Below are 21,441 nucleotides of genomic sequence, written 5' to 3'. Positions count from 1 at the left end.
ATTTTAAACAAATTGTAAACGGTTTACAAATAAAAGGTCTTTATGTTAAAATAGTTTTATGACTAAAATGTATTTCGCAGAAAATCCAGATGCAGAACATGATATTCACGAACTGAACGTTCAACTTCTGGGGCAAAATATGACTTTCTTGACTGACGCCGGCGTCTTTAGTAAGAAAATGATTGATTATGGAAGTCAAACGCTTTTAAAGTGTCTTGATTTTCATAAGCAAGAAAGCGTATTAGATGTTGGTTGTGGCTATGGAACATTAGGACTTACTTTAGTCAAGGCTAAAGAAGTCAAGGCGACCCTTGTTGATATAAATCAGCGTGCTCTTGATTTAGCTCGCCAAAATGCTAATCGTAATCAAGTTCTAGCTACGATTTTTCAATCTAATATTTATCAAAATGTAGAAGGGAGATTTCATCATATTATCAGCAATCCACCGATTCGAGCTGGGAAACAGATTGTTCATGAGGTGATTGCAGGAAGCCATGCGCACTTACTAGACGGAGGTGACTTGACGATTGTTATTCAAAAAAAACAGGGAGCGCCAAGTGCAAAAGCTAAGATGGAAGAAGTATTTGGAAATTGCGAAATTTTAAAAAAAGATAAGGGATATTATATCCTTAGAAGTAGGAAGGAAATATGAGAACAGTTGATGTTATTCAGAAAAAGCGGGATGGCTTAGAATTAACCAGCGATGAAATTAAGTGGTTAATCGAAGGATATGTTGCCGGAACCGTGCCCGATTATCAGATGTCGGCTTTTGCAATGGCAGTATATTTTAAAGGCATGAGTACTCGCGAGATTTCTGATTTGACGATGACCATGGTAGGCACAGGTCAGCAAATTGATTTGTCAGCTATTTCTGGAATCAAGGTTGATAAACATTCGACCGGAGGTGTAGGCGACAAAGTGACACTGGTGTTAGTACCATTGGTGGCTAGTTTTGGCGTGCCTGTTGCTAAAATGAGTGGTCGTGGACTCGGTCATACAGGAGGAACACTTGATAAACTAGAATCCATTAAAGGATTTCAGATTGAGCGCAGCCAAGAAGAATTTATTAAACAAGTGCAGGATATCGGATTGTCCGTTATTGGTCAGTCAAATCAGTTGGTGAAAGCTGATAAGTTACTTTATGCTTTGCGTGATGTGACAGCTACCGTCGATACGATTCCTCTGATTGCAAGTTCTGTTATGAGCAAGAAAATTGCAGCTGGTGCGGATAGCATTTTGTTAGACGTGACAGTTGGGGAAGGCGCATTTATGAAAAATCTAGAAGATGCGCGTGCTCTAGCTCGTACTATGGTTGATTTAGGAAAGGCGGTTGGGCGTAGGACGACAGCAGTTATTACTGATATGAGCCAACCTCTGGGAACTAGCATTGGTAATCGTTTGGAAATCCTTGAAGCTTTGGATATCCTGCAAGGAAAAGGACGAGAAGATGTAACAGAATTTATTTGTGAATTAGGTCAAATCATGCTTGGCTTAGCAAATGTTGAAAAAACTGTAAAAGAAGTGCGGGAACATCTATTTGATGGATCGGCACTGCAAAAATTTGAAGCCATGGTTGTTGCACAAGGTGGCGATTTAGAAGATTTGTACCGCCCTTCATCAGCAAAATACGTTGTAGAAGTGACTGCAGATGAAGCGGGTTATATTTCTGAATTACCAGCGATGGAGTTTGGTTTATTTGCTATGCGGCTGGGCGCAGGTCGAGCTGTGAAATCTGATGCATTAGACTTTGAAACAGGAATTGTTTTTGAAAAGAAAGTCGGAGAGCCGGTCAAAATCGATGAAATTGTCGCAAAAATTTATGCAAATGAAAAAATTTCACAAGAACTAGTTACAGAATTCAAAAAAAATGTTAAAATAAGTAATGAGCCGAAAAAAGTTCAAGAGATTATTGAAGTAATCGCTTAACTTACAGGAGAACCGAAAATGAAGTTAAATAAATATATAGATCATACGCTTTTAAAGCCAGATGCTCACCAAGAGCAAATTGAAAAATTGATTGAAGAAGCAAGAGAATATGATTTTGCAAGTGTTTGTGTTAATCCAACATGGGTCAGTTTTGCAGCAGAAGGATTACGAGATACAGATGTTAAGGTTTGTACTGTTATTGGTTTCCCTTTGGGTGCAAATACACCTGCTGTAAAAGCTTTTGAGGCAAAAGATGCCATTAAGAACGGAGCAGACGAAGTAGACATGGTTATCAATATTGGTGCTTTGAAATCTCAAAATCTGGTGTTGGTAGAAGAAGATATTGCTGCTGTTGTGGAAGCAAGCGGTGACACACTGGTAAAAGTAATTATCGAAACTTGTTTGTTAACTGATGAAGAAAAAGTTGTAGCGTGTCAGTTAGCCCAAAAAGCTGGTGCAGACTTTGTAAAAACTTCAACTGGATTTTCAACAGGTGGAGCTACTGTTCATGATGTAGCATTGATGAGAAAGACAGTGGATCCAGATATGGGTGTTAAAGCTTCAGGTGGGGCTCGTTCGTATGAAGATGCAGTTGCATTTATTGAAGCAGGCGCAACGCGTATCGGAGCTTCTTCTGGTGTAGCCATTATGAAAGGAGAAAAAGCTAGTGGCGACTACTGAGTTGATTGATCTAGCGATTGAGACAAGTAAAAAAGCTTACGTTCCTTATTCTCATTTTCCGATTGGCGCTGTACTAGTAGCTAAAAATGGTCAGATTTTTACAGGCGTAAACATTGAAAATGCTAGTTTTGGTCTGACGAACTGCGGTGAGCGGACAGCCATATTTAAGGCTATTTCAGAAGGTGTTACGGAGTTTGAGGAACTAATCGTTTATGGTGAAACTCAAAAGCCCGTTTCTCCGTGTGGAGCTTGTCGTCAAGTAATGGCAGAATTTTTTCCGCAGAATTTAAAGGTAACACTTGTTGCCAAAGATAAATCGACGGTCGTGATGACGGTCAAGGAATTACTTCCATATTCTTTTACTAACTTAGACTAGTTAGTAAAAAAGGTCATTTGACCAAAGTTAATTTTGCAACTTTGTTGCACATCTTATTTAGGAGGTTCAGAGATGAACAAGAAACAATGGCTAGGCCTTGGTCTAGTAGCTGTCGCAGCAATTGGACTTGCTGCATGTGGTAACCGTGCATCTAAATCAAGCAATAAAGATGCAAAGACAGATTTGAAAGCTGCAATTGTAACAGATACAGGTGGTGTAGATGATAAATCGTTTAACCAATCAGCTTGGGAAGGTTTGCAAGCTTGGGGTAAAGAAAATGGTTTGACAAAAGACCATGGCTTCACTTATTTTCAATCTACTAATGAATCAGAATATGCTACTAACCTTGAGCAGGCAGCTTCTGGTAATTACAAGTTGGTCTTTGGTATTGGTTTTGCTCTTCGTAACGCTGTAGAAGCAGCAGCAAAGGATCATTCTGATACGAACTATGTTATCATTGATGATGAGATTAAAGGTCATAAGAACGTAGCTTCTGCTTTATTTGCTGATAATGAAGCTGCTTACCTTGCAGGTGTGGCTGCAGCAAAAACAACTAAAACCAAGAAAATTGGCTTTGTTGGTGGTATTAAAGGTGCTGTTTTGACTCGCTTTGAAAAAGGTTTTGAAGCAGGTGTGAAATCTGTTGATCCATCTATTAAGATTGATGTGAAATATGCGGAAAGCTTTAGTGATGCAGCAAAAGGTAAAACCATTGCAGCTGCTCAATATGCAGCTGGTGCAGATATTGTTTACCAAGTAGCCGGTGGTACTGGTGCAGGTGTATTCAACGAAGCAAAATCCATCAATGAAACTAGAAATGAATCTGAAAAAGTTTGGGTTATTGGTGTTGACCGTGACCAAAACGAAGAAGGTAAATACAAATCTAAAGATGGCAAAGAATCTAATTTTGTTTTAGCTTCTACTCTGAAACAAGTTGGTGGTACTGTAAAAGATATTGCTAACAAAACAGCAAAAGGTAAGTTCCCTGGAGGTAAAACTACAACTTATGGTTTGAAAGATAAAGGTGTAGATTTAACAACTAAGAATTTGTCTGCTGAAGCTAAAAAAGCAGTAGAAGATGCAAAAGCAAAAATCCTTGATGGAAGTATTAAAGTTCCTACAGATAAGTAATCTGACACTCAAGAAGCGACCTTCGTGGGTCGCTTTTTTGAGATTGAGACAGCTTTTGTCTCAGTAAAGCTGGCTAATCTTTTAGTGAGTTTTACTGAAATAAAATAATTTCTGAAAGGAATTTAATCATATGGCACATGAAAATGTCATTGAAATGCATGAAATAACCAAGATTTTTGGTGAATTTGTCGCAAATGACAAAATTAACCTTAATCTAAGACGTGGTGAAATTCATGCACTTTTAGGAGAAAACGGAGCGGGGAAGTCCACTCTGATGAATATGTTGGCGGGCTTGCTTGAGCCAACAAGTGGTGAGATTACTGTGAATGGAAAGTCAGTAACAATTGATTCTCCATCAAAATCAGCATCTTTAGGAATCGGAATGGTTCACCAACATTTTATGTTGGTAGAGGCTTTTACGGTTGCTGAAAACATTATTTTGGGGAGTGAAACGACGAAAAATGGTGTTTTAGACATTAGGAAAGCAATTAAAGATATCACGGAGCTATCTGAAAAATATGGTCTTGCTGTAGATCCTACAGCAAAAGTCGAAGATATTTCAGTTGGTGCGCAACAGCGTGTTGAAATCTTAAAGACCTTGTATCGTGGCGCTGATATCCTGATTTTTGATGAACCAACCGCAGTATTAACTCCTTCAGAAATTGAAGAACTAGAGCATATCATGAAAAATCTAGTTAAGGAAGGAAAATCCATCATTTTGATTACGCACAAATTGGATGAAATTCGTGCTGTTTCAGATCGTGTCACCGTTATCCGTCGTGGTAAAAGTATTCAAACTGTTGAGATTGGTGGAGCAACGAATAAAGATCTTGCTGAAATGATGGTTGGGCGTTCGGTATCCTTTACGACAGAAAAAATAGCATCAGACCCTAAGGAAGTTATTCTATCCATTAAAGATTTGATCGTTAATGAAAATCGTGGTGTGCCTGCTGTTAAAAATTTGTCTTTGGATGTGCGAGCTGGTGAAATTGTCGGAATTGCTGGGATTGATGGAAATGGACAAAGTGAGCTAATTCAAGCAATCACAGGCCTTCGGAAAGTAAAATCAGGAAGTATTACTATAAAAGGCGAAGAAGTCGTTGGTCTATCTCCAAGGAAGATTACCGAAATGCAAGTCAGCCACGTTCCTGAAGATCGGCATCGTGATGGCTTAGTACTGGAGATGATGCTGTCTGAAAATATGGCTTTGCAAACTTATTACAAGGAGCCATTAAGCAAAAATGGCATCTTAAATTATAATAATATCACTTCTTATGCACGCAAATTAATGGAGGAATTTGATGTTCGTGCTGCAAGTGAAACTGTTCCAGCATCTGCACTTTCAGGAGGAAATCAGCAAAAAGCGATTATTGCTCGTGAAATCGATCGTAATCCAGATCTTTTAATCGTTAGTCAACCAACTCGTGGACTTGATGTTGGGGCGATTGAATATATTCACAAACGTTTGATTGAAGAGCGCGATAAGGGGAAAGCAGTACTGGTTGTCAGCTTTGAATTGGATGAAATTTTGAATGTTTCAGACCGTATCGCTGTTATCCATGATGGTAAAATTCAAGGCATTGTAACCCCTGCTGAAACCAATAAGCAAGAGTTAGGTATCTTGATGGCTGGTGGTGAAATTAAGAAGGGAGATTCAAATGACTAAGAAAACACAGCAAATTGCAGTGCCTTTGATTTCCGTTGTTCTTGGGATTTTGCTGGGCGCCATTGTCATGTGGATTTTTGGATATGATGCTATTTGGGGCTACGAAGAATTGTTCAAAGCAGCCTTTGGTACCGTTCGCAATATTGGAGAAATTTTCCGTGCAATGGGTCCACTTATTTTAATTGCTCTTGGATTTGCAGTGGCAAGTCGAGCTGGATTCTTTAATGTTGGTTTGCCTGGACAAGCTTTAGCAGGTTGGATTTTGAGCGGCTGGTTTGCACTTTCGTTTCCGAACCTTCCACGTCCGATTATGATTCTTGCGACAGTTGTCATTGCAGCAGTAGCCGGTGGGATTATTGGAGCAATTCCTGGTATTCTTCGTGCTTACTTAGGAACGAGTGAAGTTATTGTAACGATCATGATGAACTACATTGTTCTTTATGTTGGAAATGCAATGATTCATAGTTTCCCCAAGAGTGTCATGCAAAGTATTGATTCAAGTATTAAAGTTGGAGCAAATGCAACCTATCAAACAGAGTGGTTGCGAGCGTTGACAAACAATTCACGGATGAACATCGGAATCTTCTTTGCAATCATTGCAGTTGTTCTTATCTGGTTTATGTTGAAAAAAACAACACTTGGCTTTGAAATCCGCTCTGTCGGACTAAACCCAAATGCGAGTGAGTATGCAGGGATGTCTGCTAAAAGAACGATTATTCTTTCAATGATTATCTCAGGCGCGCTTGCTGGTGTCGGAGGTGTTGTCGAAGGACTAGGAACATTCCAAAACATCTATGTACAAGGAAGTTCTCTTGCTGTTGGATTTAATGGTATGGCCGTTAGTTTATTAGCTAGCAATTCACCAATTGGTATTCCATTTGCAGCCTTCTTATTTGCAGTGCTCCAAGTCGGTGCTCCAGGTATGAATACCGCAACGATTCCGGCTGAGTTGGTAAATATTGTAACAGCGTCTATTATTTTCTTCGTAAGTATTCATTATATCATTGAACACTTTATCAAACCAAGAAAACAAGCAAAAGTCAAGGGAGGAAAATAAGATGAATTTTGTAACGATGTTAAGTCTATTAGTTTCCTCTATGCTGATTTATGCAGCACCTTTGATTTTTACAAGTATTGGTGGAGCTTATTCTGAGCATGCAGGAATTGTCAATGTCGGACTCGAAGGTATTATGGTGATGGGGGCTTTTTCAGGAGTTGTCTTTAATCTTACTTTTGTCAATACTTTTGGAAATTTAACTCCGTGGCTGGCACTTTTGGTTGGCGGTATTGTGGGATTGATTTTCTCTCTTATCCATGCTGTTGCAACGATTAATTTCCGAGCCGATCATGTTGTTAGTGGTACAGTGCTCAATTTGATGGCACCTGCCTTAGCAATTTTCTTGGTAAAAGCTTTCTATAACAAAGGACAAACTAATAATATTCAAGTATCATTTGGCAAATTTAACTTTCCGCTATTATCAGATATTCCTGTCATTGGAGATATTTTCTTCAAACATACCAGTCTAATGGGGTATATTGCAGTAGCATTTGCCTTTCTAGCTTGGTTCATTATGTTTAAGACGAAATTTGGGCTGCGTTTACGTTCTGTAGGGGAGCACCCACAAGCGGCTGATACATTGGGAATCAATGTTTATCTCATGCGTTATTATGGTGTGATGATTTCAGGTTTCCTTGGCGGTGTTGGCGGTGCGATTTATGCTCAATCTATCTCAGTAAACTTTGCTGCAACAACGATTATCGGACCAGGCTTTATCTCACTGGCTGCTATGATTTTTGGTAAATGGAACCCAATTGGAGCTATGTTTTCAAGTCTCTTCTTTGGACTGTCACAAAGTTTAGCTGTTATCGGAAGTCAATTGCCATTCCTATCACATGTACCAGCAGTTTATTTGCAAATTGCACCGTATGTACTAACTATTGTCGTATTAGCGGCTTTCTTCGGAAAAGCTGTTGCACCAAAAGCAGATGGTGTTAATTATATCAAATCAAAATAATTTATTGCAAAAAGCCAAGTTACTTTTCAAAGTAGCCTGGCTCTTTTTATAAAAAAACAATTATTCTGCTTGGAAAAACTTTCTAAAAGAATAATTGTCTTTAAAGTTACTTACATAAAATATACAATTGCAAGATACTGAAGAGCAGATGCTGCTAGGATGAAGAGATGCCAAATCATATGGAAATATGGCTTTTTCTTAGCATAAAATCCTGCACCAACAGTATAGCAGAGTCCTCCAGCCAGCATCAGTCCCCAGAAGACTGGTCCTGTTTGCCCAATGATTTGGGGAACGATAAGAATCACTAACCATCCCATAATAAGATACAGTGCCAAACTGAATTTTTCATTAACTTTTTTAGCAAATATTTTATACAAAATACCAAAAATGGTCGTTCCCCATTGAATTGTGATAATAAGATAACCCAACCAATTGTTCATAAGAGATAGTACGACTGGCGTATAACTTCCCGCAATAGCAATGTAAATCATTGAATGATCGATGATCCGTAGAATATACTTATGCGTAGAACCATAGCTCATTGAATGGTAAATCGTTGAAGAAAGAAACATCAGAAATAAACTGATGACAAAAATTGAAACTCCGACAGCAGCAAGCATACCATGTTCTTCATAGCTATAAATGGCTGAGATAGGAAGCAGTACTAACATAACCACAGCCCCGACAGCGTGAGTAACAGCATTGGCAATTTCTTCCCCAAAGCTAAGTTGTTTGCTGAGTTTAAGCGTTTGATTCATTTGTTTTACCTCCTTCTAAGGCTAGAGCCAATTTCTTTGTTTGATGAAATAATTTCACCGTTTGGCAAGCTGCTTCAATAGCAGGTGCGATTATGTCAGCTTTTTCTTCTCGCATACAATTAACAAATTCATTATAAAGAGTAGCTGAATTTTTTTCGTCTACCAGAAGTTGAATCGTCTTGATAATATCTGGTATTGGAAAGACAGGTTTTAACGTCGTCAATACAATCAGACGAGCAATCTGTACACGATTGTATTTTTTCTTAATTGGCTTTGGAATGTGGGCGTGTTTCACATAATTATTGACCATAGCAGCCGTTAAAGGCTTATCCGTGCTATGAAATGCTTGTTCGTTGACACCATTCACATAGAGGAGAACCTGATCAAGATAAAGATCTAACTCTGGTAGTTCTTCCCAAGTTGGGAATTTTGTGATTTCCAAAATATCCACCTCTTTCTTATCTAGTCTTAATAACTAGATTATATGATAACAATTGTCTAATGTCAAGAGAAAAATCATTTGTTCTGCAAAATAACTTTTGATACAATAAGATTATGAAAATTTTAATTCCAACTGCAAAGGAAATGAATCTTAGCCTTAAGCCTCATGGCAAGTGTTTTCTTTCAGAGCAAACAAAAACAATTGTAGCTAGCCTGTCACAGTATTCTATTGAAGAGTTAGCGAAGCTTTATCATGTTAACCTGGAGCGGGCAGAAGAGGAGCATCTTCATCTGCAACAATTAAAAAATGAGCAAGCTCTTACTTACCCAACTTTGCATTTATTTGATGGTCTCATGTATCGAAATATCAAAAGAAGTGATTTAATGGAGAAAGAGTTGAGGTATATAGACAAGCATTTGTTCATCACTTCTAGTCTATATGGTGTTATACCAGCTATGGCGTTGATTTCACCTCATCGATTGGATTTTTCAGTGAAATGTACTATTTCTGGCAAAAGCCTGAAAAATTATTGGCGCAATGATTATGATGCAGCTATTTCAGATGAGGAAATGATTTTGTCTCTGTTATCAAGTGAGTTCGAGACGGTGTTTTCCAAATCTGTGCGCGATAAGATGCTTCGGTTTAAATTTTTAGAAGATAGAGAAGGAAGTTTGAAAGTTCACTCAACTATTTCTAAGAAGGCGCGGGGGCAATTTTTAACTGCTTTAATTGAAAATCAAATAATAACGAAAGAGGAAATCAAGCAATTACAATTTGCAGACTTTGCTTTTCGAGAAGATTTATCTACTATAGATACTTATGTTTTTGTCAAGGAAAATAAGCAAAAAACGGAATGACGTAAACGTATCATTCCGTTTTGGATTCTTTTTAGTTAATTGCTGCTAATAAAGCTTCAGCTTGGGCTGCGAGTTCAGCTTGTTTTTCTTCAGAAACTGTGAGTTGACCTGTTCCCCAAGCTTCTGGATTCACAGCAACACCAGTAAATGGTTCAACGACATTCATGCGAATAAATGGAAGGAGGCTACGATAATGTTTGAAAACTTCATCTGGAGAAGTTCCATTTGCTACAGAAGAAACTGTTACAAGCTTTTCGTTGAGAGCAGAAGGTCCAGTAGGATCTGAAAGATCAAGAGCACGTGATAACCAATCCAGAAGATTCTTAACAACACCTGGAATAGACCAGTTATAAGTTGGGGAGAAAATCCAGATAGCGTCAGCGGAAAGAATTTCTTCACGAGCTTTGGCAACAGCGGCAGGAGCTGAGCTTTCAATATCTTGGTTGAAAAATGGAATATCTTTGAAATCAAGATAAGAAACTTCAGCTTTGTCAGTAAGGATATTTTCAGCTTGAGCAGCTAATTGATGGTTGAATGAGCCTTGACGAAAAGACCCGACAATAAATAGTACTTTTTTAGACATATAAGTCACTCTCCTTTTCTTTTGTACCTGTTCATGTTACAACAAATATCACTAGTTAGCAAGAAACTAGCTCAAATTTTTAAATTTTTTTAGAATCTGAATTAAATCTTCTTTCTCTTCCCCTGTTAAAATGCTGAGTCCTTGCTGGATATTTTGAATATGATCTGGAAGCACTGCTTCAATTTTGCTACGCCCTTCTGGGGTCAATCCGACTAAAAATGAACGTCGATCAGATGGGTCACAGGTCCGAAAAATCCAGCCATTTCGTATCATATTTTTAATAACAACAGTCATATTTCCAGATGTAGCAAGCATTTTATCAATTAAGTCTTGAATGCGTAAGTTTCCTTTGCTATAAAGAGTTTCTAAGACGGAAAATTGAGTGGGAGTAAGATTATGTTGTTTTGCTGCTTGGTTTTCAAAATGTCGAATTGTACGAATTGCTTTATTTAAAACAATCATTGTTTTTAAATCAAGACGATTTTCTTGTAAAAGTTTTGTTAGTTTATCCATATCTGTATTTTACCAATAAGTAGTAATAAAATCAATTTTTAGAAAAAGATAGAAAAAAACCCTTATTTATAGTATAATAGACGAGTGAAAAATAGAAGAAAAAATGATAAAATTTTCGTTATATGGCAATATATTATCGGAAGCGTGATAGTTTTAGCTGTTCTCACTTTTTCTTTTCTTTACATTTTAAATCTATCGATGATTCCTTATCAATCCGCTAAGGAAACGGCTAGTAAAATCGCTCGCCAATACGCAGATTTGGATAAAGTGGATCGCTTTGCTATCTATAATGGCAAAAAGAGTTATTATAGTCTTTTGGGGGAAAATCGCAAAAAGACACAGCTTGCTGTTTTGATAGAAGCTGATAGTGATAAAATCTATACTTATGAGTTGTCTAAAGGAATTAGTCAAGAGAAAGCAGAAAAAATCGCTAAAGATAATGGGGCCAAACAAATTGATAAAGTAACATTTGGCTATATCAAAGAGCAACCAATTTGGGAAATCAAATCTGGAACAACTTATTACAATGTTGAATTTGAAACTGGAAGGTTACTCAGTAAGGAGGGACTATGATATTATCAAATCGCGTTTTAAATATGGAAGAGAGCGTGACACTAGCAGCAGCAGCGCGTGCAAAAGCTTTAAAAGCACAAGGACGCGATATCCTTTCGCTGACTTTGGGAGAGCCAGATTTTCCAACTCCGAAGAATATCCAAAATGCAGCTGTCTCTGCAATAAAAGACGGTAGAGCTAGCTTTTATACTGTTACTAGTGGTCTGCCTGAATTAAAGGAAGCAATTGTAGCGTATTTTGCAAAATACTATGGTTATACGATTAAATCAAATCAAGTGACTGTTGCGACGGGGGCAAAGTTCTCCCTTTATACTTTTTTTATGAGTGTCATCAATCCGGGCGATGAGGCAATTATTCCGACACCGTGTTGGGTTAGTTATGGTGATCAGATTAAGATGGCAGAAGGGATACCAGTTTTTGTTCAAGCGACAGAAGCAAATCATTTCAAAGTGACTGTTGAGCAATTAGAGTCTGCACGGACAGAGAAAACGAAAGTTTTGGTGCTCAATTCTCCTTCCAATCCAACGGGAATGATTTATACAGCTAAGGAGTTGTTGGCGATAGGTAATTGGGCTGTAGAGCACGACATTCTCATTTTGGCAGATGATATTTATGGTCGTTTGGTTTACAATGGAAATGAATTTACACCAATTTCGAGTCTATCTGAAGCGATCCGCAAGCAAACAATTGTGATCAATGGTGTGTCTAAGTCGTATTCAATGACAGGCTGGCGGCTTGGTTATGCTGTTGGAGATCCTGATATTATTGCAGCCATGAGCAAGATTGCTGGACAAACAACTTCAAATCCTACGACTGCAACACAGTATGCTGCTCTTGAGGCTTTAACTGGTCCTCAAGATACTGTTGAAATCATGCGGCAAGCCTTTGAAGAACGTCTTAATACCATTTACCCTTTGCTTTCCGAAGTACCAGGATTTGATGTTGTAAAACCTCAGGGAGCTTTTTACCTTTTTCCAAATGTTAAAAAAGCAATGGAAACGAAAGGCTATACAGATGTAACAGAGTTTACAACAGCTGTCCTAGAAGAAGTAGGTGTTGCATTGGTCACAGGTGCTGGCTTTGGTGCACCAGAGAATGTTCGTCTCAGCTATGCGACAGATATGGCTACTCTGAAAGAAGCTGTTCGTCGCATTAGAACTTTCATGGAGAAATAAAAATGATTGCTCATTTTGGTATCAAAGGAAAGGATTTAGAAGCTAGCAAACTCTTTTATCAAGCAGCTTTAGCTCCTTTAAATTATTGTCTTCAATTTGATAACGAGTGGGTAGCAAGTTTCTCAGAGCCAAAAAATGCGGATCCTACCGGTGATTTTTGGTTGAATATTGGTCAGCAAGAGCTTGAGCATTTTGTCTTCAGTGCTCAAAATCCTCAGGAAATTGATAACTTCTATCAAGCGGCCTTGGCAGCTGGTGGCAAGGATAATGGTGCTCCCGGTGAACGTAGCCACTATCATCCTGGCTATTATGCAGCTTAAGCTTATATCATTAATCCAGATGGAAACAATATTGAGACTGTTTATCATAAAAAAATAAAAGAAAAGAGAAATGAATGAATGTCTAGAGAATTAGTAAGCATTATTGACGTCCCAAAGCATATTGGTGAAGAAGTCACTATCGGTGCTTGGGTTGCCAACAAATCAGGAAAAGGAAAGATTGCCTTTCTCCAATTGCGTGATGGCTCTGCCTTTTTCCAAGGTGTAGCTTTTAAACCGAACTTTCTTGAAAAATTTGGTGAAGAAGCTGGGCTTGAAAAATTCAATACAATTAAGCATATCAGTCAAGAGACTTCAGTCTATGTGACTGGTATTGTCAAAGAAGATGAACGTTCAAAATTTGGTTATGAACTTGATGTTACTGACCTTGAAATTATTGCTACATCGGTTGATTACCCAATTACACCGAAAGAACACGGAACAGACTTTTTGATGGATCACCGTCATTTATGGCTTCGGTCGCGCAAGCAAATGGCAATTATGCAGATTCGCAACGCGATTATCTATGCTTCCTATGAGTTCTTTGACCGGAACGGCTTTATCAAATTTGATAGTCCGATTTTATCAGGGAATGCAGCGGAAGATTCAACAGAGCTTTTTGAAACAGATTATTTTGGAACTCCTGCCTTTTTAAGTCAATCTGGACAGCTTTACTTAGAAGCTGGTGCTATGGCACTTGGTCGTGTATTTGACTTTGGTCCGGTTTTCCGTGCTGAAAAATCCAAAACACGTCGCCATTTGACAGAATTCTGGATGATGGATGCAGAATATCCATTTGTTACACATGAAGAATCGCTTGATCTTCAAGAGGCTTATGTGAAGGCTCTGATTCAAGGGGTTTTGGATCGTGCACCACATGCACTTGAAATGTTGGAACGCGATACAGATTTGCTTAAAAAATATGCAACTGAACCATTCAAACGCATTTCTTACGATGAAGTAATTGACCTTTTGCAAGAACATGAAAATGATGAAGATGCAGAGTATGAACACATCGAACGCGGAGATGATTTTGGTTCACCACATGAAACGTGGATTTCAAACTATTTCGGTCTTCCAACTTTCGTTGTGAACTACCCTGCCAGTTTCAAGGCTTTCTACATGAAACCTGTTCCCGGAAACGAAGAACGTGTACTTTGTGCAGATCTTTTGGCGCCAGAAGGCTATGGAGAAATCATTGGTGGTTCAGCCCGTGAAGAAAGTTATGAAAAACTACTAATGAAGATTAAGGAGAACGGTCTCAATCCTGATGATTATGCCTTTTACCTTGATTTGCGTAAATATGGTTCGGTTCCTCATGCTGGATTTGGACTTGGCTTGGAGAGAATGGTGACATTTGTCGCAGGAACGAAACACATTCGTGAAGCCATTCCGTTTCCACGTATGCTTCACAGAATTGAACCTTAAGAAATGTAAAAACGCCTGTTGGCGTTTTTTTAGAAATAAAATATATGGAAAACGACTAAGTAAGAAAATGAGATGAAGTGTTCAGTTTCTTCTTATTCAAGGAAAAAATATGTTTATGTTTAGGAGAAGTTACAAAAGAAATATTCCTCTCATGGCTGGAGTGGAGTTTCTAGGATTTTTAGGTATTACAAGTTTTTGGATTTTATTTCTCAGCCAAAACAGGATGTCTTTACTGCAAATTGGTCTGTTAGAGAGTATTTTTCATGCAACTGGGATCATTTTTGAAATTCTGTCAGGTATGTTAGCAGACAGGTTTTCTTATAAGGCTAATCTGTATATCAGCCGTTTAACAAGTATTTTGTCATCTATTTTGATGTTGATAGGGCAGGGAAACTTTTGGATTTATGCTCTGGCAATGATTTTCAATGCTTTGTCCTATAATTTTGATTCAGGAACGAGCTCTGCACTTTTATATGATTCTGCAGTAGAAGCGGACTTAAAAGATTGTTATTTGAAACTATCAAGCTTGATATCAGGTGTTTCAGAAGCAGCGATTTCTTTAGGAACAGTATTAGCTGGATTGTTTGTACATGGATATTTGTATGTCACTTATTATATTATGATTGCAGTTTCGATTGTTGTTTTAATCTTGATTTGGTTAATAAAGGAACCAGATATGAAAAGGCAAACAGATAAAGTGGTTACGATGAAGAAAATAATCCTGACGGTAAAAGAAGAAATGAAAAGTAGTCCGAGTCTTTTTGCGTGGATGATGATTTTCCAATTCGTTGGAACAATGATGTGTATGTTTTATTTTTACTATCAGAAACAATTACCAGATTTAGCTGGATGGCAAATTTCGACAGTTATGTTAATTGGCAGCGTCTTAAATATTTTGGCAGTTTCTATCGCCAGTAAGATTGGGAAAACATGGCATTCTTTTCGGATTTTTCCAGTAGTTGTCAGTTTAACAGGGGGAGCTTATATTCTGTCGTTTTTGGAAACTCCATTTATGTATATCCTTGTTTATTTAGCGACAAATGCTTTGTATGCCATGTATCAACCGATTTTTTACAATGATTTGCAACAGTATTTACCAAACTCAGTCAGAGCGACCATGTTAAGCGTTACTTCAATGATGTTCAGTTTAAGCATGATTATCATTTTTCCGATTGTTGGTTGGCTGATTGACAGTTTTGGCTTCAATTCGACTTTTATTGGTTTGGGAACGGTACTGATAGTGTTAGTACTACCTTTAATTATCGTTTTACAAAGGATTCGTAAACAGTTGAAAACAATCGAAAATTAATTTTTTACCTTAGGCTATATTTATTGATAAAATATAAGTTTTATGAGCTAAATTTCATGGACAGATTGGTTTGTTACTTAATCAATCTCTGTGGTAAGGAATTGTAAATGACGGTATTACTATTCATAGACCATAGAAATAGATAATGGAACTAGAAACGATATTTTTTAAGTTTCTGGTATAATTTAATGGAACGATAGGAGGAAAAATATTATGCGTGACAATCATCTTCATACTTACTTTTCTTACGATTCAGATACTGATTTTAGAGATTACTTGGAACATTATGATGGAGAAATTGTGACGACTGAACATCTGGATTTATCTAATCCCTATCCGTATAATGCAGGCTCTCCTCACGATGATATTCCTGATTATAAGTCTTATTCTAGAAAAATAGCTTTTCTCAATAAGAAATATGGAAATCGAATCAAAAAAGGAATTGAAATAGGCTATTATAGACCACGTAAGAAAGATACTTTGGCTTTTTTAGAAGATAAAGATTATGATTTGAAACTTTTATCTGTTCATCACAATGGGAAATTCGATTACTTAGAAGCTCCTGTTTTGCAATTGGAAAAAATGCAATGGATTCCAGATTATTTAAAAGAATTAGAAGAAGCCGTTGAAAGTATTCCGGCTCATGTTTTGGCTCATTTTGACAATGGTTTTCGCAAGTTTAATGTGACAGTTGAAGAACTAAAAAACTTTGAACCTCAACTTCGTGCCCTTTTTCAGAAAATGATAGAGCACAACTTGGCTTTTGAACTGAATTGCAAGTCTATGTATCTCTACAATCACGAAGATATTTATATCTATGCTCTATCTTTGGTGAAAGAATTGGGCGGAACAAAGTATTCTGTTGGCTCTGATGCCCATACGTTAGAACATTTTCGCTTGAATTTCGACCAAATCAAGCAAATCCTAACGGCATTTGGTATAGGCGAAGCAGAGTTATTATAAAAAATAAGGCTAGGATATTATTCCCTAACCTTATACGTTTGTTTCTCAAAAATGATCATAGCAAATATTTATATTCTCTGACAATTAAACCATTTTCAAACTCAAAAATATCATAGGATAGTTGACTAAAATCATTTTTGAGAATAGTAACAATCCGATTTTCATCTGTTGAAAAAGTATGTAAACGGGAAAATTGAACAGTGTTATGCCGATAGGCTTGCTGAATCTTATAAAGGTAATCTTCTATTCCATGAATAATAGAAACCTCTTGCTCATGCAATTCCCAGATGATTTTAGTATGTAAAAATTTTTGGCAAGTTTTCCAATTTCTTTGATTTTCCGCTCGAAAGAACAAGGTTAATGTTTCTAAATTTGTCATTAGCGACTTCCTTAATGAAACAACCTTTTCCAAAAAGAAAGTTTCTTTTCTGCTTGTTGGGATAAATCTGATTGGAAAAGTTCAGAAAATTGGATAAGGATTTCTTTTTCGGTAATCTCTACTGGATGATCGCTATGAATAACCAATCCAAATGGAGAATTTTTGCAGTTACTAGACACGATTGTTGCTTTGCAACCGAGATCTTTTGCTATTTTTAAGTAAAAAATTTGATATTGACTGGTGACCGCAGGAGATATTTTCACAGTTACAGGCTGATAGTCCAAGATAATCTTTTGCAACATTTCTTTAAAGTGGTCGTGGATAGGAGCACTATTAGCCTCATCAATGCTACATTCTGCTATGACCCGTTCTTCAAATGTTTCTAAAAATTTTCTTTGCTCATCAGGATTTAATTTTAATCCCCCTTGAGCTTTTTCGATTATTGCTTTGTTTATATCTGTCATAAAGTTAGTATAACATACTTTTTTGAAATTTATCCAAGAAACATTCGGAAATATAAAACGCTTACACAGAAAATTATCGTAAATTTCATAGAAAGACACGATTTTTCCTTGAAAAAAACCGATTTTTAAGGTATGATAGGAATGTAAATAAAATAACTCAAAGGAGAGTAAAAAATGTCAATTATTACTGATGTTTACGCTCGCGAAGTCCTAGACTCACGCGGTAACCCAACACTTGAAGTAGAAGTTTATACTGAATCAGGTGCTTTCGGACGTGGTATGGTTCCATCTGGAGCTTCTACTGGTGAACACGAAGCAGTTGAACTTCGTGATGGTGACAAATCTCGTTACGGTGGTCTTGGTACACAAAAAGCTGTTGACAACGTAAACAATATTATTGCTGAAGCAGTTATTGGTTATGACGTTCGCGATCAACAAGCTATTGACCGTGCAATGATTGCACTTGATGGTACTCCAAATAAAGGTAAATTGGGTGCAAACGCAATCCTTGGTGTATCTATCGCTGTGGCACGTGCTGCTGCTGATTACCTTGAAATCCCACTTTACAGCTACCTTGGTGGATTCAATACTAAAGTTCTTCCAACTCCAATGATGAACATCATCAACGGTGGTTCTCACTCAGATGCTCCAATCGCTTTCCAAGAATTCATGATTGTACCTGCTGGTGCACCTACATTCAAAGAAGCTCTTCGTTGGGGTGCTGAAATTTTCCACGCTCTTAAGAAAATCCTTAAATCTCGTGGTCTTGAAACTGCTGTTGGTGACGAAGGTGGATTTGCTCCTCGTTTTGATGGAACTGAAGACGGTGTAGAAACAATCCTTGCTGCCATTGAAGCTGCTGGTTATGTTCCTGGTAAAGATGTATTCCTTGGTTTTGACTGTGCATCATCAGAATTCTACGACAAAGAACGTAAAGTTTATGATTATACTAAATTCGAAGGTGAAGGAGCTGCAGTTCGTACAGCTGATGAACAAATTGACTACCTTGAAGAATTAGTAAACAAATACCCAATCATCACTATCGAAGATGGTATGGATGAAAACGATTGGGATGGATGGAAGAAACTTACTGAACGTCTTGGTAAGAAAGTGCAACTTGTTGGTGACGACTTCTTCGTAACAAATACTTCTTATCTTGAAAAAGGTATCAACGAAGCTTGTGCTAACTCAATCCTTATCAAAGTTAACCAAATCGGTACTCTTACTGAAACATTTGACGCTATCGAAATGGCGAAAGAAGCTGGTTACACTGCTGTTGTATCACACCGTTCAGGTGAAACTGAAGATTCAACAATTGCTGACATCGCAGTCGCAACTAACGCAGGACAAATCAAGACTGGTTCACTTTCACGTACAGACCGTATCGCTAAATACAACCAATTGCTTCGCATTGAAGACCAACTTGGTGAAGTAGCTGAATATCGTGGTTTGAAATCTTTCTATAACTTGTCAAAATAATTCAGTTATAATACGAATCGGCTAGTGAAACTAGTCGATTTTTTCTTTATTGTATCGATAAATTTTAGGAGGATAATATGGATAAAATTGAAGAACTGGCTTATATTATTCAAAGTAGTCAAAATATTGTATTCTTTGGTGGTGCAGGTGTTTCAACTGAATCTGGTATTCCGGATTTTCGCAGCTCAAATGGTATTTACAATATTGAGTTAAACCAGCATTTTACAGCAGAGCAACTAGTTTCCCATACGATGTTTGAACGCTATCCAGAACAGTTTTTTGACTTTTACAAAAAATATCTCATTTATCCGGATGCCAGACCAAATGTAGCCCATGATTATTTAGTTCATCTAGAAAAGACAGGGAAATTAAAAGCGATTGTCACGCAAAATATTGATAGTTTACACGAGATAGCGGGAAGCAAAAATGTATTGAAAATTCATGGTAGTGTTGACCGAAATTATTGCACCAACTGTCATCGTTTTTATGACTTAGAGGATTTTTTGAGATTATCTGGAACTATTCCTTATTGTGAGACTTGCGGTTACATAGTTAAGCCAGATGTGACTCTTTATGAGGAATCGCTAAATATGGACGTCTTTTCTCAAGCTATTCAAGCTATTAGTCGAGCTGATTTACTCATCATTGGTGGGACCTCGCTAGTTGTTTATCCAGCGGCGAATTTGGTTCATTATTTTCAAGGACGGCAGCTAGTCCTTATCAATAAAAGTAATACGGTACAAGATAATCAAGCTAATTTAGTCATCAAGGGCAAGATTGGAGAAGTGTTAAGTAAGGTATGGAAATTAACGGATAATTAATTCGAAAATCAGTGAATGTATGGCATTTAACTGTATTTTTTAAAAAAGTAAAATTTTAAAAATGTCCTTTATAACGGAAATTTTATAAAATGTCCTTTATAATGGAAAATTTTAAAAATTTCCGTTATAATAGATAAAAAGAGGTGAGAAAATGATGTACATTGCTCTTATTGGCGATATTATTGAATCAAAAAAAATACAAGATCGAGCACAGGTGCAACAGCACTTATTACAATTGATGAAAGAGTTGAATCAGCAATATCAAAATTATTTAGTTTCTCCCTTTACAGTCACAACTGGAGATGAATTTCAAGCCTTATTTTCACCAAATTCTTATATATTTCAAATCATAGATCAGCTTTCCGTTGCATTTGCTCCTTATGAAATTCGATTCGGTATTGGTGTTGGAGATATGATTACAGAGATCAATAAAGAACAAAGTATAGGTTCTGATGGTCCTGCATATTGGTTGGCGAGAGAAGCCATTAACCATATCCACGATAAGAATGATTATGGCATCAATCACATTTCAGTTTTTTTGGCAAATGAAGAAGTTAGTTGGACTGTCAATGCTATGTTAGCTGCGTGTTCTTTTATTCAGTCCAAGTGGACAGAAGTTCAATATGATGTACTCAAACAATTACTGGCTGAAAATATATACGATGAAACATTTTCGCATAAAGAAATGGCAAGATTGCTCGGTATTACTCCAAGTGCTTTTAATAAACGTATCAAGGCAAGTGGTCTAAAAATTTATCTCAGAAATAAACGAGTTGCTATGAATCAGATATTAAAAGAGATAGCAAAGGAGGAGAGTAGGTATGTCTAAGTTGTGGGGGTTTTCAGATTTCTTCTTGCAAAATCCAATCTTATTATTAACGTTGATAGCTCATGTTTTAGCTGATTTTCAATGGCAGAGTCAAAAAATAGCCGACTTAAAAAGTCGGAAATTCCCATATTTAATATTACATTTGATCATCGTTTTTCTTCCATTACTGATTTTGAGTGTCTTTTTCCCAAAAAATAGCCTATATTTTGCTGCGGTTTGGCTTAGTCATGTAGTTATTGACTTTTTGAAGTACAAGCTCAATATTTTTATAGAGAAAAAGAAATGTACCAAACAAGCTTTTATCGTTGACCAACTACTTCATCTCATTTGCATTTTCCTATTTTATACCGTATTGGCGAGTAAAACCTATCCACTTTGGCTTAAAAATAGTGTTCTAGTAGCTCAGATGTTTCTATTTTTGGCTATCGTTGGAAAACCTGTTAATATTTTATTTAAGTTTTTCTTTAGCAAATATCAGTCAAATGGGAATGACCAAGATACCATAGCAGGTGCAGGTGCAATGATTGGGATTTTAGAGCGTTATATTATGGCTTTGTCCCTCGCATTTGGACAATTTGCCTCGATTGGTTTAGTTTTTACCGCCAAGTCAATTGCTCGCTATAACAAAATTTCTGAAAGCCAGTCCTTTGCGGAATATTACCTCATTGGCTCACTTTTTAGCATGATTAGTGTGCTCATTGTTTTTAGTTTGCTTTATTTATAAAAAAACTGGGACGAAAATTCCCAGCTTCAAAG

25 protein-coding genes are annotated in these 21,441 nt (G+C 37.1%); 19 read left to right on the top strand and 6 right to left on the bottom strand.

The window, feature by feature from the left end; translation table 11 throughout:
* Positions 1 to 58 precede the first annotated feature (58 nt).
* The 8 genes from H8787_RS06415 to H8787_RS06380 all read left to right on the top strand — a co-directional run bounded on the left by H8787_RS06415 (position 59) and on the right by H8787_RS06380 (position 7,795).
* Complete coding sequence (locus H8787_RS06415; protein ID WP_020997809.1) at positions 59 to 652, top strand: class I SAM-dependent methyltransferase; 594 nt, start codon at positions 59 to 61, stop codon at positions 650 to 652.
* Positions 649 to 1,926: a pyrimidine-nucleoside phosphorylase gene (locus H8787_RS06410; RefSeq protein ID WP_003068925.1), complete on the top strand. Its 1,278-nt coding sequence runs from the start codon at positions 649 to 651 to the stop codon at positions 1,924 to 1,926. The genes H8787_RS06415 and H8787_RS06410 overlap by 4 nt, the downstream gene beginning before the upstream one ends.
* An 18-nt stretch (positions 1,927 to 1,944) precedes the next feature.
* A complete protein-coding gene (gene deoC, locus H8787_RS06405; protein WP_187327703.1) occupies positions 1,945 to 2,607 on the top strand; it encodes a deoxyribose-phosphate aldolase in 663 nt (220 codons plus the stop codon).
* Positions 2,594 to 2,983, top strand: coding sequence for a cytidine deaminase (locus H8787_RS06400; protein WP_150225688.1), 390 nt, complete (start codon positions 2,594 to 2,596; stop codon positions 2,981 to 2,983). Before deoC ends, H8787_RS06400 begins: the two co-directional genes overlap by 14 nt.
* 72 nt (positions 2,984 to 3,055) lie before the next feature.
* Positions 3,056 to 4,114: a BMP family protein gene (locus H8787_RS06395; protein ID WP_006269420.1), complete on the top strand. Its 1,059-nt coding sequence runs from the start codon at positions 3,056 to 3,058 to the stop codon at positions 4,112 to 4,114.
* Between the two features lie 130 nt (positions 4,115 to 4,244).
* Positions 4,245 to 5,780, top strand: coding sequence for an ABC transporter ATP-binding protein (locus tag H8787_RS06390; protein ID WP_006269415.1), 1,536 nt, complete (start codon positions 4,245 to 4,247; stop codon positions 5,778 to 5,780).
* Positions 5,773 to 6,837 carry an ABC transporter permease gene (locus H8787_RS06385; protein WP_006269380.1) on the top strand — a complete coding sequence of 355 codons (1,065 nt, stop codon included), beginning with the start codon at positions 5,773 to 5,775 and terminating at the stop codon, positions 6,835 to 6,837. Before H8787_RS06390 ends, H8787_RS06385 begins: the two co-directional genes overlap by 8 nt.
* A 1-nt stretch (position 6,838) precedes the next feature.
* Positions 6,839 to 7,795: an ABC transporter permease gene (locus H8787_RS06380; protein WP_039677137.1), complete on the top strand. Its 957-nt coding sequence runs from the start codon at positions 6,839 to 6,841 to the stop codon at positions 7,793 to 7,795.
* A 110-nt stretch (positions 7,796 to 7,905) separates the two neighbouring features.
* On the opposite strand, the gene trhA is transcribed toward H8787_RS06380, so the two are convergent.
* A complete protein-coding gene (gene trhA / locus H8787_RS06375; RefSeq protein ID WP_187327702.1) occupies positions 7,906 to 8,553 on the bottom strand; it encodes a PAQR family membrane homeostasis protein TrhA in 648 nt (215 codons plus the stop codon).
* On the bottom strand, positions 8,537 to 8,995 hold the full coding sequence (locus H8787_RS06370; RefSeq protein WP_049517700.1) for a DUF1836 domain-containing protein: 459 nt from the start codon (positions 8,993 to 8,995) through the stop codon (positions 8,537 to 8,539). The genes trhA and H8787_RS06370 overlap by 17 nt, the downstream gene beginning before the upstream one ends.
* 113 nt (positions 8,996 to 9,108) lie before the next feature.
* On the opposite strand from H8787_RS06370, the gene yaaA reads away from it, so the two are divergent.
* Positions 9,109 to 9,852: a peroxide stress protein YaaA gene (yaaA, locus tag H8787_RS06365; protein WP_187327701.1), complete on the top strand. Its 744-nt coding sequence runs from the start codon at positions 9,109 to 9,111 to the stop codon at positions 9,850 to 9,852.
* A 31-nt stretch (positions 9,853 to 9,883) separates the two neighbouring features.
* Here yaaA and H8787_RS06360 read toward each other — a convergent pair whose 3' ends face one another.
* Complete coding sequence (locus H8787_RS06360) at positions 9,884 to 10,435, bottom strand: NADPH-dependent FMN reductase (RefSeq protein WP_187327700.1); 552 nt, start codon at positions 10,433 to 10,435, stop codon at positions 9,884 to 9,886.
* A gap of 66 nt (positions 10,436 to 10,501) precedes the next feature.
* On the bottom strand, positions 10,502 to 10,948 hold the full coding sequence (locus tag H8787_RS06355; RefSeq protein ID WP_020997807.1) for a MarR family winged helix-turn-helix transcriptional regulator: 447 nt from the start codon (positions 10,946 to 10,948) through the stop codon (positions 10,502 to 10,504).
* An 84-nt stretch (positions 10,949 to 11,032) separates the two neighbouring features.
* Here H8787_RS06355 and H8787_RS06350 point away from each other — a divergent pair, with 84 nt between their 5' ends.
* The 6 genes from H8787_RS06350 to H8787_RS06325 all read left to right on the top strand — a co-directional run bounded on the left by H8787_RS06350 (position 11,033) and on the right by H8787_RS06325 (position 16,713).
* Positions 11,033 to 11,521 (top strand): DUF5590 domain-containing protein, encoded by a 489-nt coding sequence (locus H8787_RS06350; protein ID WP_187327699.1) that lies wholly within the window; start codon positions 11,033 to 11,035, stop codon positions 11,519 to 11,521.
* Positions 11,518 to 12,696, top strand: coding sequence for a pyridoxal phosphate-dependent aminotransferase (locus H8787_RS06345; RefSeq protein ID WP_187327698.1), 1,179 nt, complete (start codon positions 11,518 to 11,520; stop codon positions 12,694 to 12,696). Before H8787_RS06350 ends, H8787_RS06345 begins: the two co-directional genes overlap by 4 nt.
* Before the next feature lie 2 nt (positions 12,697 to 12,698).
* Positions 12,699 to 13,016: a VOC family protein gene (locus H8787_RS06340; RefSeq protein WP_187327697.1), complete on the top strand. Its 318-nt coding sequence runs from the start codon at positions 12,699 to 12,701 to the stop codon at positions 13,014 to 13,016.
* Positions 13,017 to 13,094: 78 nt separating this feature from the next.
* Entirely contained in the window at positions 13,095 to 14,441 is a 1,347-nt protein-coding gene (asnS, locus tag H8787_RS06335; protein WP_115263192.1) for an asparagine--tRNA ligase, read from the top strand.
* A gap of 115 nt (positions 14,442 to 14,556) precedes the next feature.
* The gene (locus H8787_RS06330; protein ID WP_262350618.1) at positions 14,557 to 15,750 is read left to right on the top strand and encodes an MFS transporter; all 1,194 of its coding nucleotides are present in this window, start codon (positions 14,557 to 14,559) and stop codon (positions 15,748 to 15,750) included.
* A gap of 213 nt (positions 15,751 to 15,963) precedes the next feature.
* Positions 15,964 to 16,713, top strand: a complete 750-nt coding sequence (locus tag H8787_RS06325) for a PHP domain-containing protein (RefSeq protein ID WP_187327695.1) — start codon at positions 15,964 to 15,966, stop codon at positions 16,711 to 16,713.
* A 55-nt stretch (positions 16,714 to 16,768) separates the two neighbouring features.
* Here H8787_RS06325 and H8787_RS06320 read toward each other — a convergent pair whose 3' ends face one another.
* A complete protein-coding gene (locus H8787_RS06320) occupies positions 16,769 to 17,092 on the bottom strand; it encodes a nuclear transport factor 2 family protein (RefSeq protein ID WP_187327694.1) in 324 nt (107 codons plus the stop codon).
* 11 nt (positions 17,093 to 17,103) lie between these two features.
* Positions 17,104 to 17,556, bottom strand: a complete 453-nt coding sequence (locus tag H8787_RS06315) for a DUF1694 domain-containing protein (protein WP_037597249.1) — start codon at positions 17,554 to 17,556, stop codon at positions 17,104 to 17,106.
* 174 nt (positions 17,557 to 17,730) lie between these two features.
* Here H8787_RS06315 and eno point away from each other — a divergent pair, with 174 nt between their 5' ends.
* The 4 genes from eno to H8787_RS06295 all read left to right on the top strand — a co-directional run bounded on the left by eno (position 17,731) and on the right by H8787_RS06295 (position 21,409).
* The gene (gene eno / locus H8787_RS06310) at positions 17,731 to 19,035 is read left to right on the top strand and encodes a surface-displayed alpha-enolase (RefSeq protein ID WP_003068974.1); all 1,305 of its coding nucleotides are present in this window, start codon (positions 17,731 to 17,733) and stop codon (positions 19,033 to 19,035) included.
* 77 nt (positions 19,036 to 19,112) lie between these two features.
* Positions 19,113 to 19,856 (top strand): NAD-dependent protein deacylase, encoded by a 744-nt coding sequence (locus H8787_RS06305; RefSeq protein WP_187327693.1) that lies wholly within the window; start codon positions 19,113 to 19,115, stop codon positions 19,854 to 19,856.
* 151 nt (positions 19,857 to 20,007) lie between these two features.
* The gene (locus tag H8787_RS06300; protein ID WP_003068981.1) at positions 20,008 to 20,685 is read left to right on the top strand and encodes a SatD family protein; all 678 of its coding nucleotides are present in this window, start codon (positions 20,008 to 20,010) and stop codon (positions 20,683 to 20,685) included.
* On the top strand, positions 20,678 to 21,409 hold the full coding sequence (locus tag H8787_RS06295) for a DUF3307 domain-containing protein (RefSeq protein WP_006267731.1): 732 nt from the start codon (positions 20,678 to 20,680) through the stop codon (positions 21,407 to 21,409). The genes H8787_RS06300 and H8787_RS06295 overlap by 8 nt, the downstream gene beginning before the upstream one ends.
* The last annotated feature ends 32 nt before the right edge of the window (positions 21,410 to 21,441 follow it).

The organism is Streptococcus sp. NSJ-72 (genome assembly GCF_014334035.1).
GTDB lineage: Bacteria > Bacillota > Bacilli > Lactobacillales > Streptococcaceae > Streptococcus > Streptococcus constellatus.
This window is presented reverse-complemented; position numbering and strand designations above follow the sequence as displayed.

What these genes read in the sequence shown, in the direction of transcription:
- yaaA (WP_187327701.1), top strand. Translation starts at nt 9,109, where the DNA reads ATGAAAATTTTAATTCCAACTGCAAAGGAAATGAATCTTAGCCTTAAG.
- H8787_RS06410 (WP_003068925.1), top strand. Translation starts at nt 649, where the DNA reads ATGAGAACAGTTGATGTTATTCAGAAAAAGCGGGATGGCTTAGAATTA.
- H8787_RS06345 (WP_187327698.1), top strand. Translation starts at nt 11,518, where the DNA reads ATGATATTATCAAATCGCGTTTTAAATATGGAAGAGAGCGTGACACTA.
- H8787_RS06390 (WP_006269415.1), top strand. Translation starts at nt 4,245, where the DNA reads ATGGCACATGAAAATGTCATTGAAATGCATGAAATAACCAAGATTTTT.
- H8787_RS06395 (WP_006269420.1), top strand. Translation starts at nt 3,056, where the DNA reads ATGAACAAGAAACAATGGCTAGGCCTTGGTCTAGTAGCTGTCGCAGCA.
- eno (WP_003068974.1), top strand. Translation starts at nt 17,731, where the DNA reads ATGTCAATTATTACTGATGTTTACGCTCGCGAAGTCCTAGACTCACGC.
- H8787_RS06320 (WP_187327694.1), bottom strand. Translation starts at nt 17,092, where the DNA reads ATGACAAATTTAGAAACATTAACCTTGTTCTTTCGAGCGGAAAATCAA.
- H8787_RS06305 (WP_187327693.1), top strand. Translation starts at nt 19,113, where the DNA reads ATGGATAAAATTGAAGAACTGGCTTATATTATTCAAAGTAGTCAAAAT.
- H8787_RS06415 (WP_020997809.1), top strand. Translation starts at nt 59, where the DNA reads ATGACTAAAATGTATTTCGCAGAAAATCCAGATGCAGAACATGATATT.
- deoC (WP_187327703.1), top strand. Translation starts at nt 1,945, where the DNA reads ATGAAGTTAAATAAATATATAGATCATACGCTTTTAAAGCCAGATGCT.
- H8787_RS06355 (WP_020997807.1), bottom strand. Translation starts at nt 10,948, where the DNA reads ATGGATAAACTAACAAAACTTTTACAAGAAAATCGTCTTGATTTAAAA.
- H8787_RS06385 (WP_006269380.1), top strand. Translation starts at nt 5,773, where the DNA reads ATGACTAAGAAAACACAGCAAATTGCAGTGCCTTTGATTTCCGTTGTT.
- H8787_RS06380 (WP_039677137.1), top strand. Translation starts at nt 6,839, where the DNA reads ATGAATTTTGTAACGATGTTAAGTCTATTAGTTTCCTCTATGCTGATT.
- H8787_RS06315 (WP_037597249.1), bottom strand. Translation starts at nt 17,556, where the DNA reads ATGACAGATATAAACAAAGCAATAATCGAAAAAGCTCAAGGGGGATTA.
- H8787_RS06295 (WP_006267731.1), top strand. Translation starts at nt 20,678, where the DNA reads ATGTCTAAGTTGTGGGGGTTTTCAGATTTCTTCTTGCAAAATCCAATC.
- H8787_RS06300 (WP_003068981.1), top strand. Translation starts at nt 20,008, where the DNA reads ATGATGTACATTGCTCTTATTGGCGATATTATTGAATCAAAAAAAATA.
- trhA (WP_187327702.1), bottom strand. Translation starts at nt 8,553, where the DNA reads ATGAATCAAACGCTTAAACTCAGCAAACAACTTAGCTTTGGGGAAGAA.
- H8787_RS06340 (WP_187327697.1), top strand. Translation starts at nt 12,699, where the DNA reads ATGATTGCTCATTTTGGTATCAAAGGAAAGGATTTAGAAGCTAGCAAA.
- H8787_RS06325 (WP_187327695.1), top strand. Translation starts at nt 15,964, where the DNA reads ATGCGTGACAATCATCTTCATACTTACTTTTCTTACGATTCAGATACT.
- H8787_RS06360 (WP_187327700.1), bottom strand. Translation starts at nt 10,435, where the DNA reads ATGTCTAAAAAAGTACTATTTATTGTCGGGTCTTTTCGTCAAGGCTCA.
- asnS (WP_115263192.1), top strand. Translation starts at nt 13,095, where the DNA reads ATGTCTAGAGAATTAGTAAGCATTATTGACGTCCCAAAGCATATTGGT.
- H8787_RS06330 (WP_262350618.1), top strand. Translation starts at nt 14,557, where the DNA reads ATGTTTAGGAGAAGTTACAAAAGAAATATTCCTCTCATGGCTGGAGTG.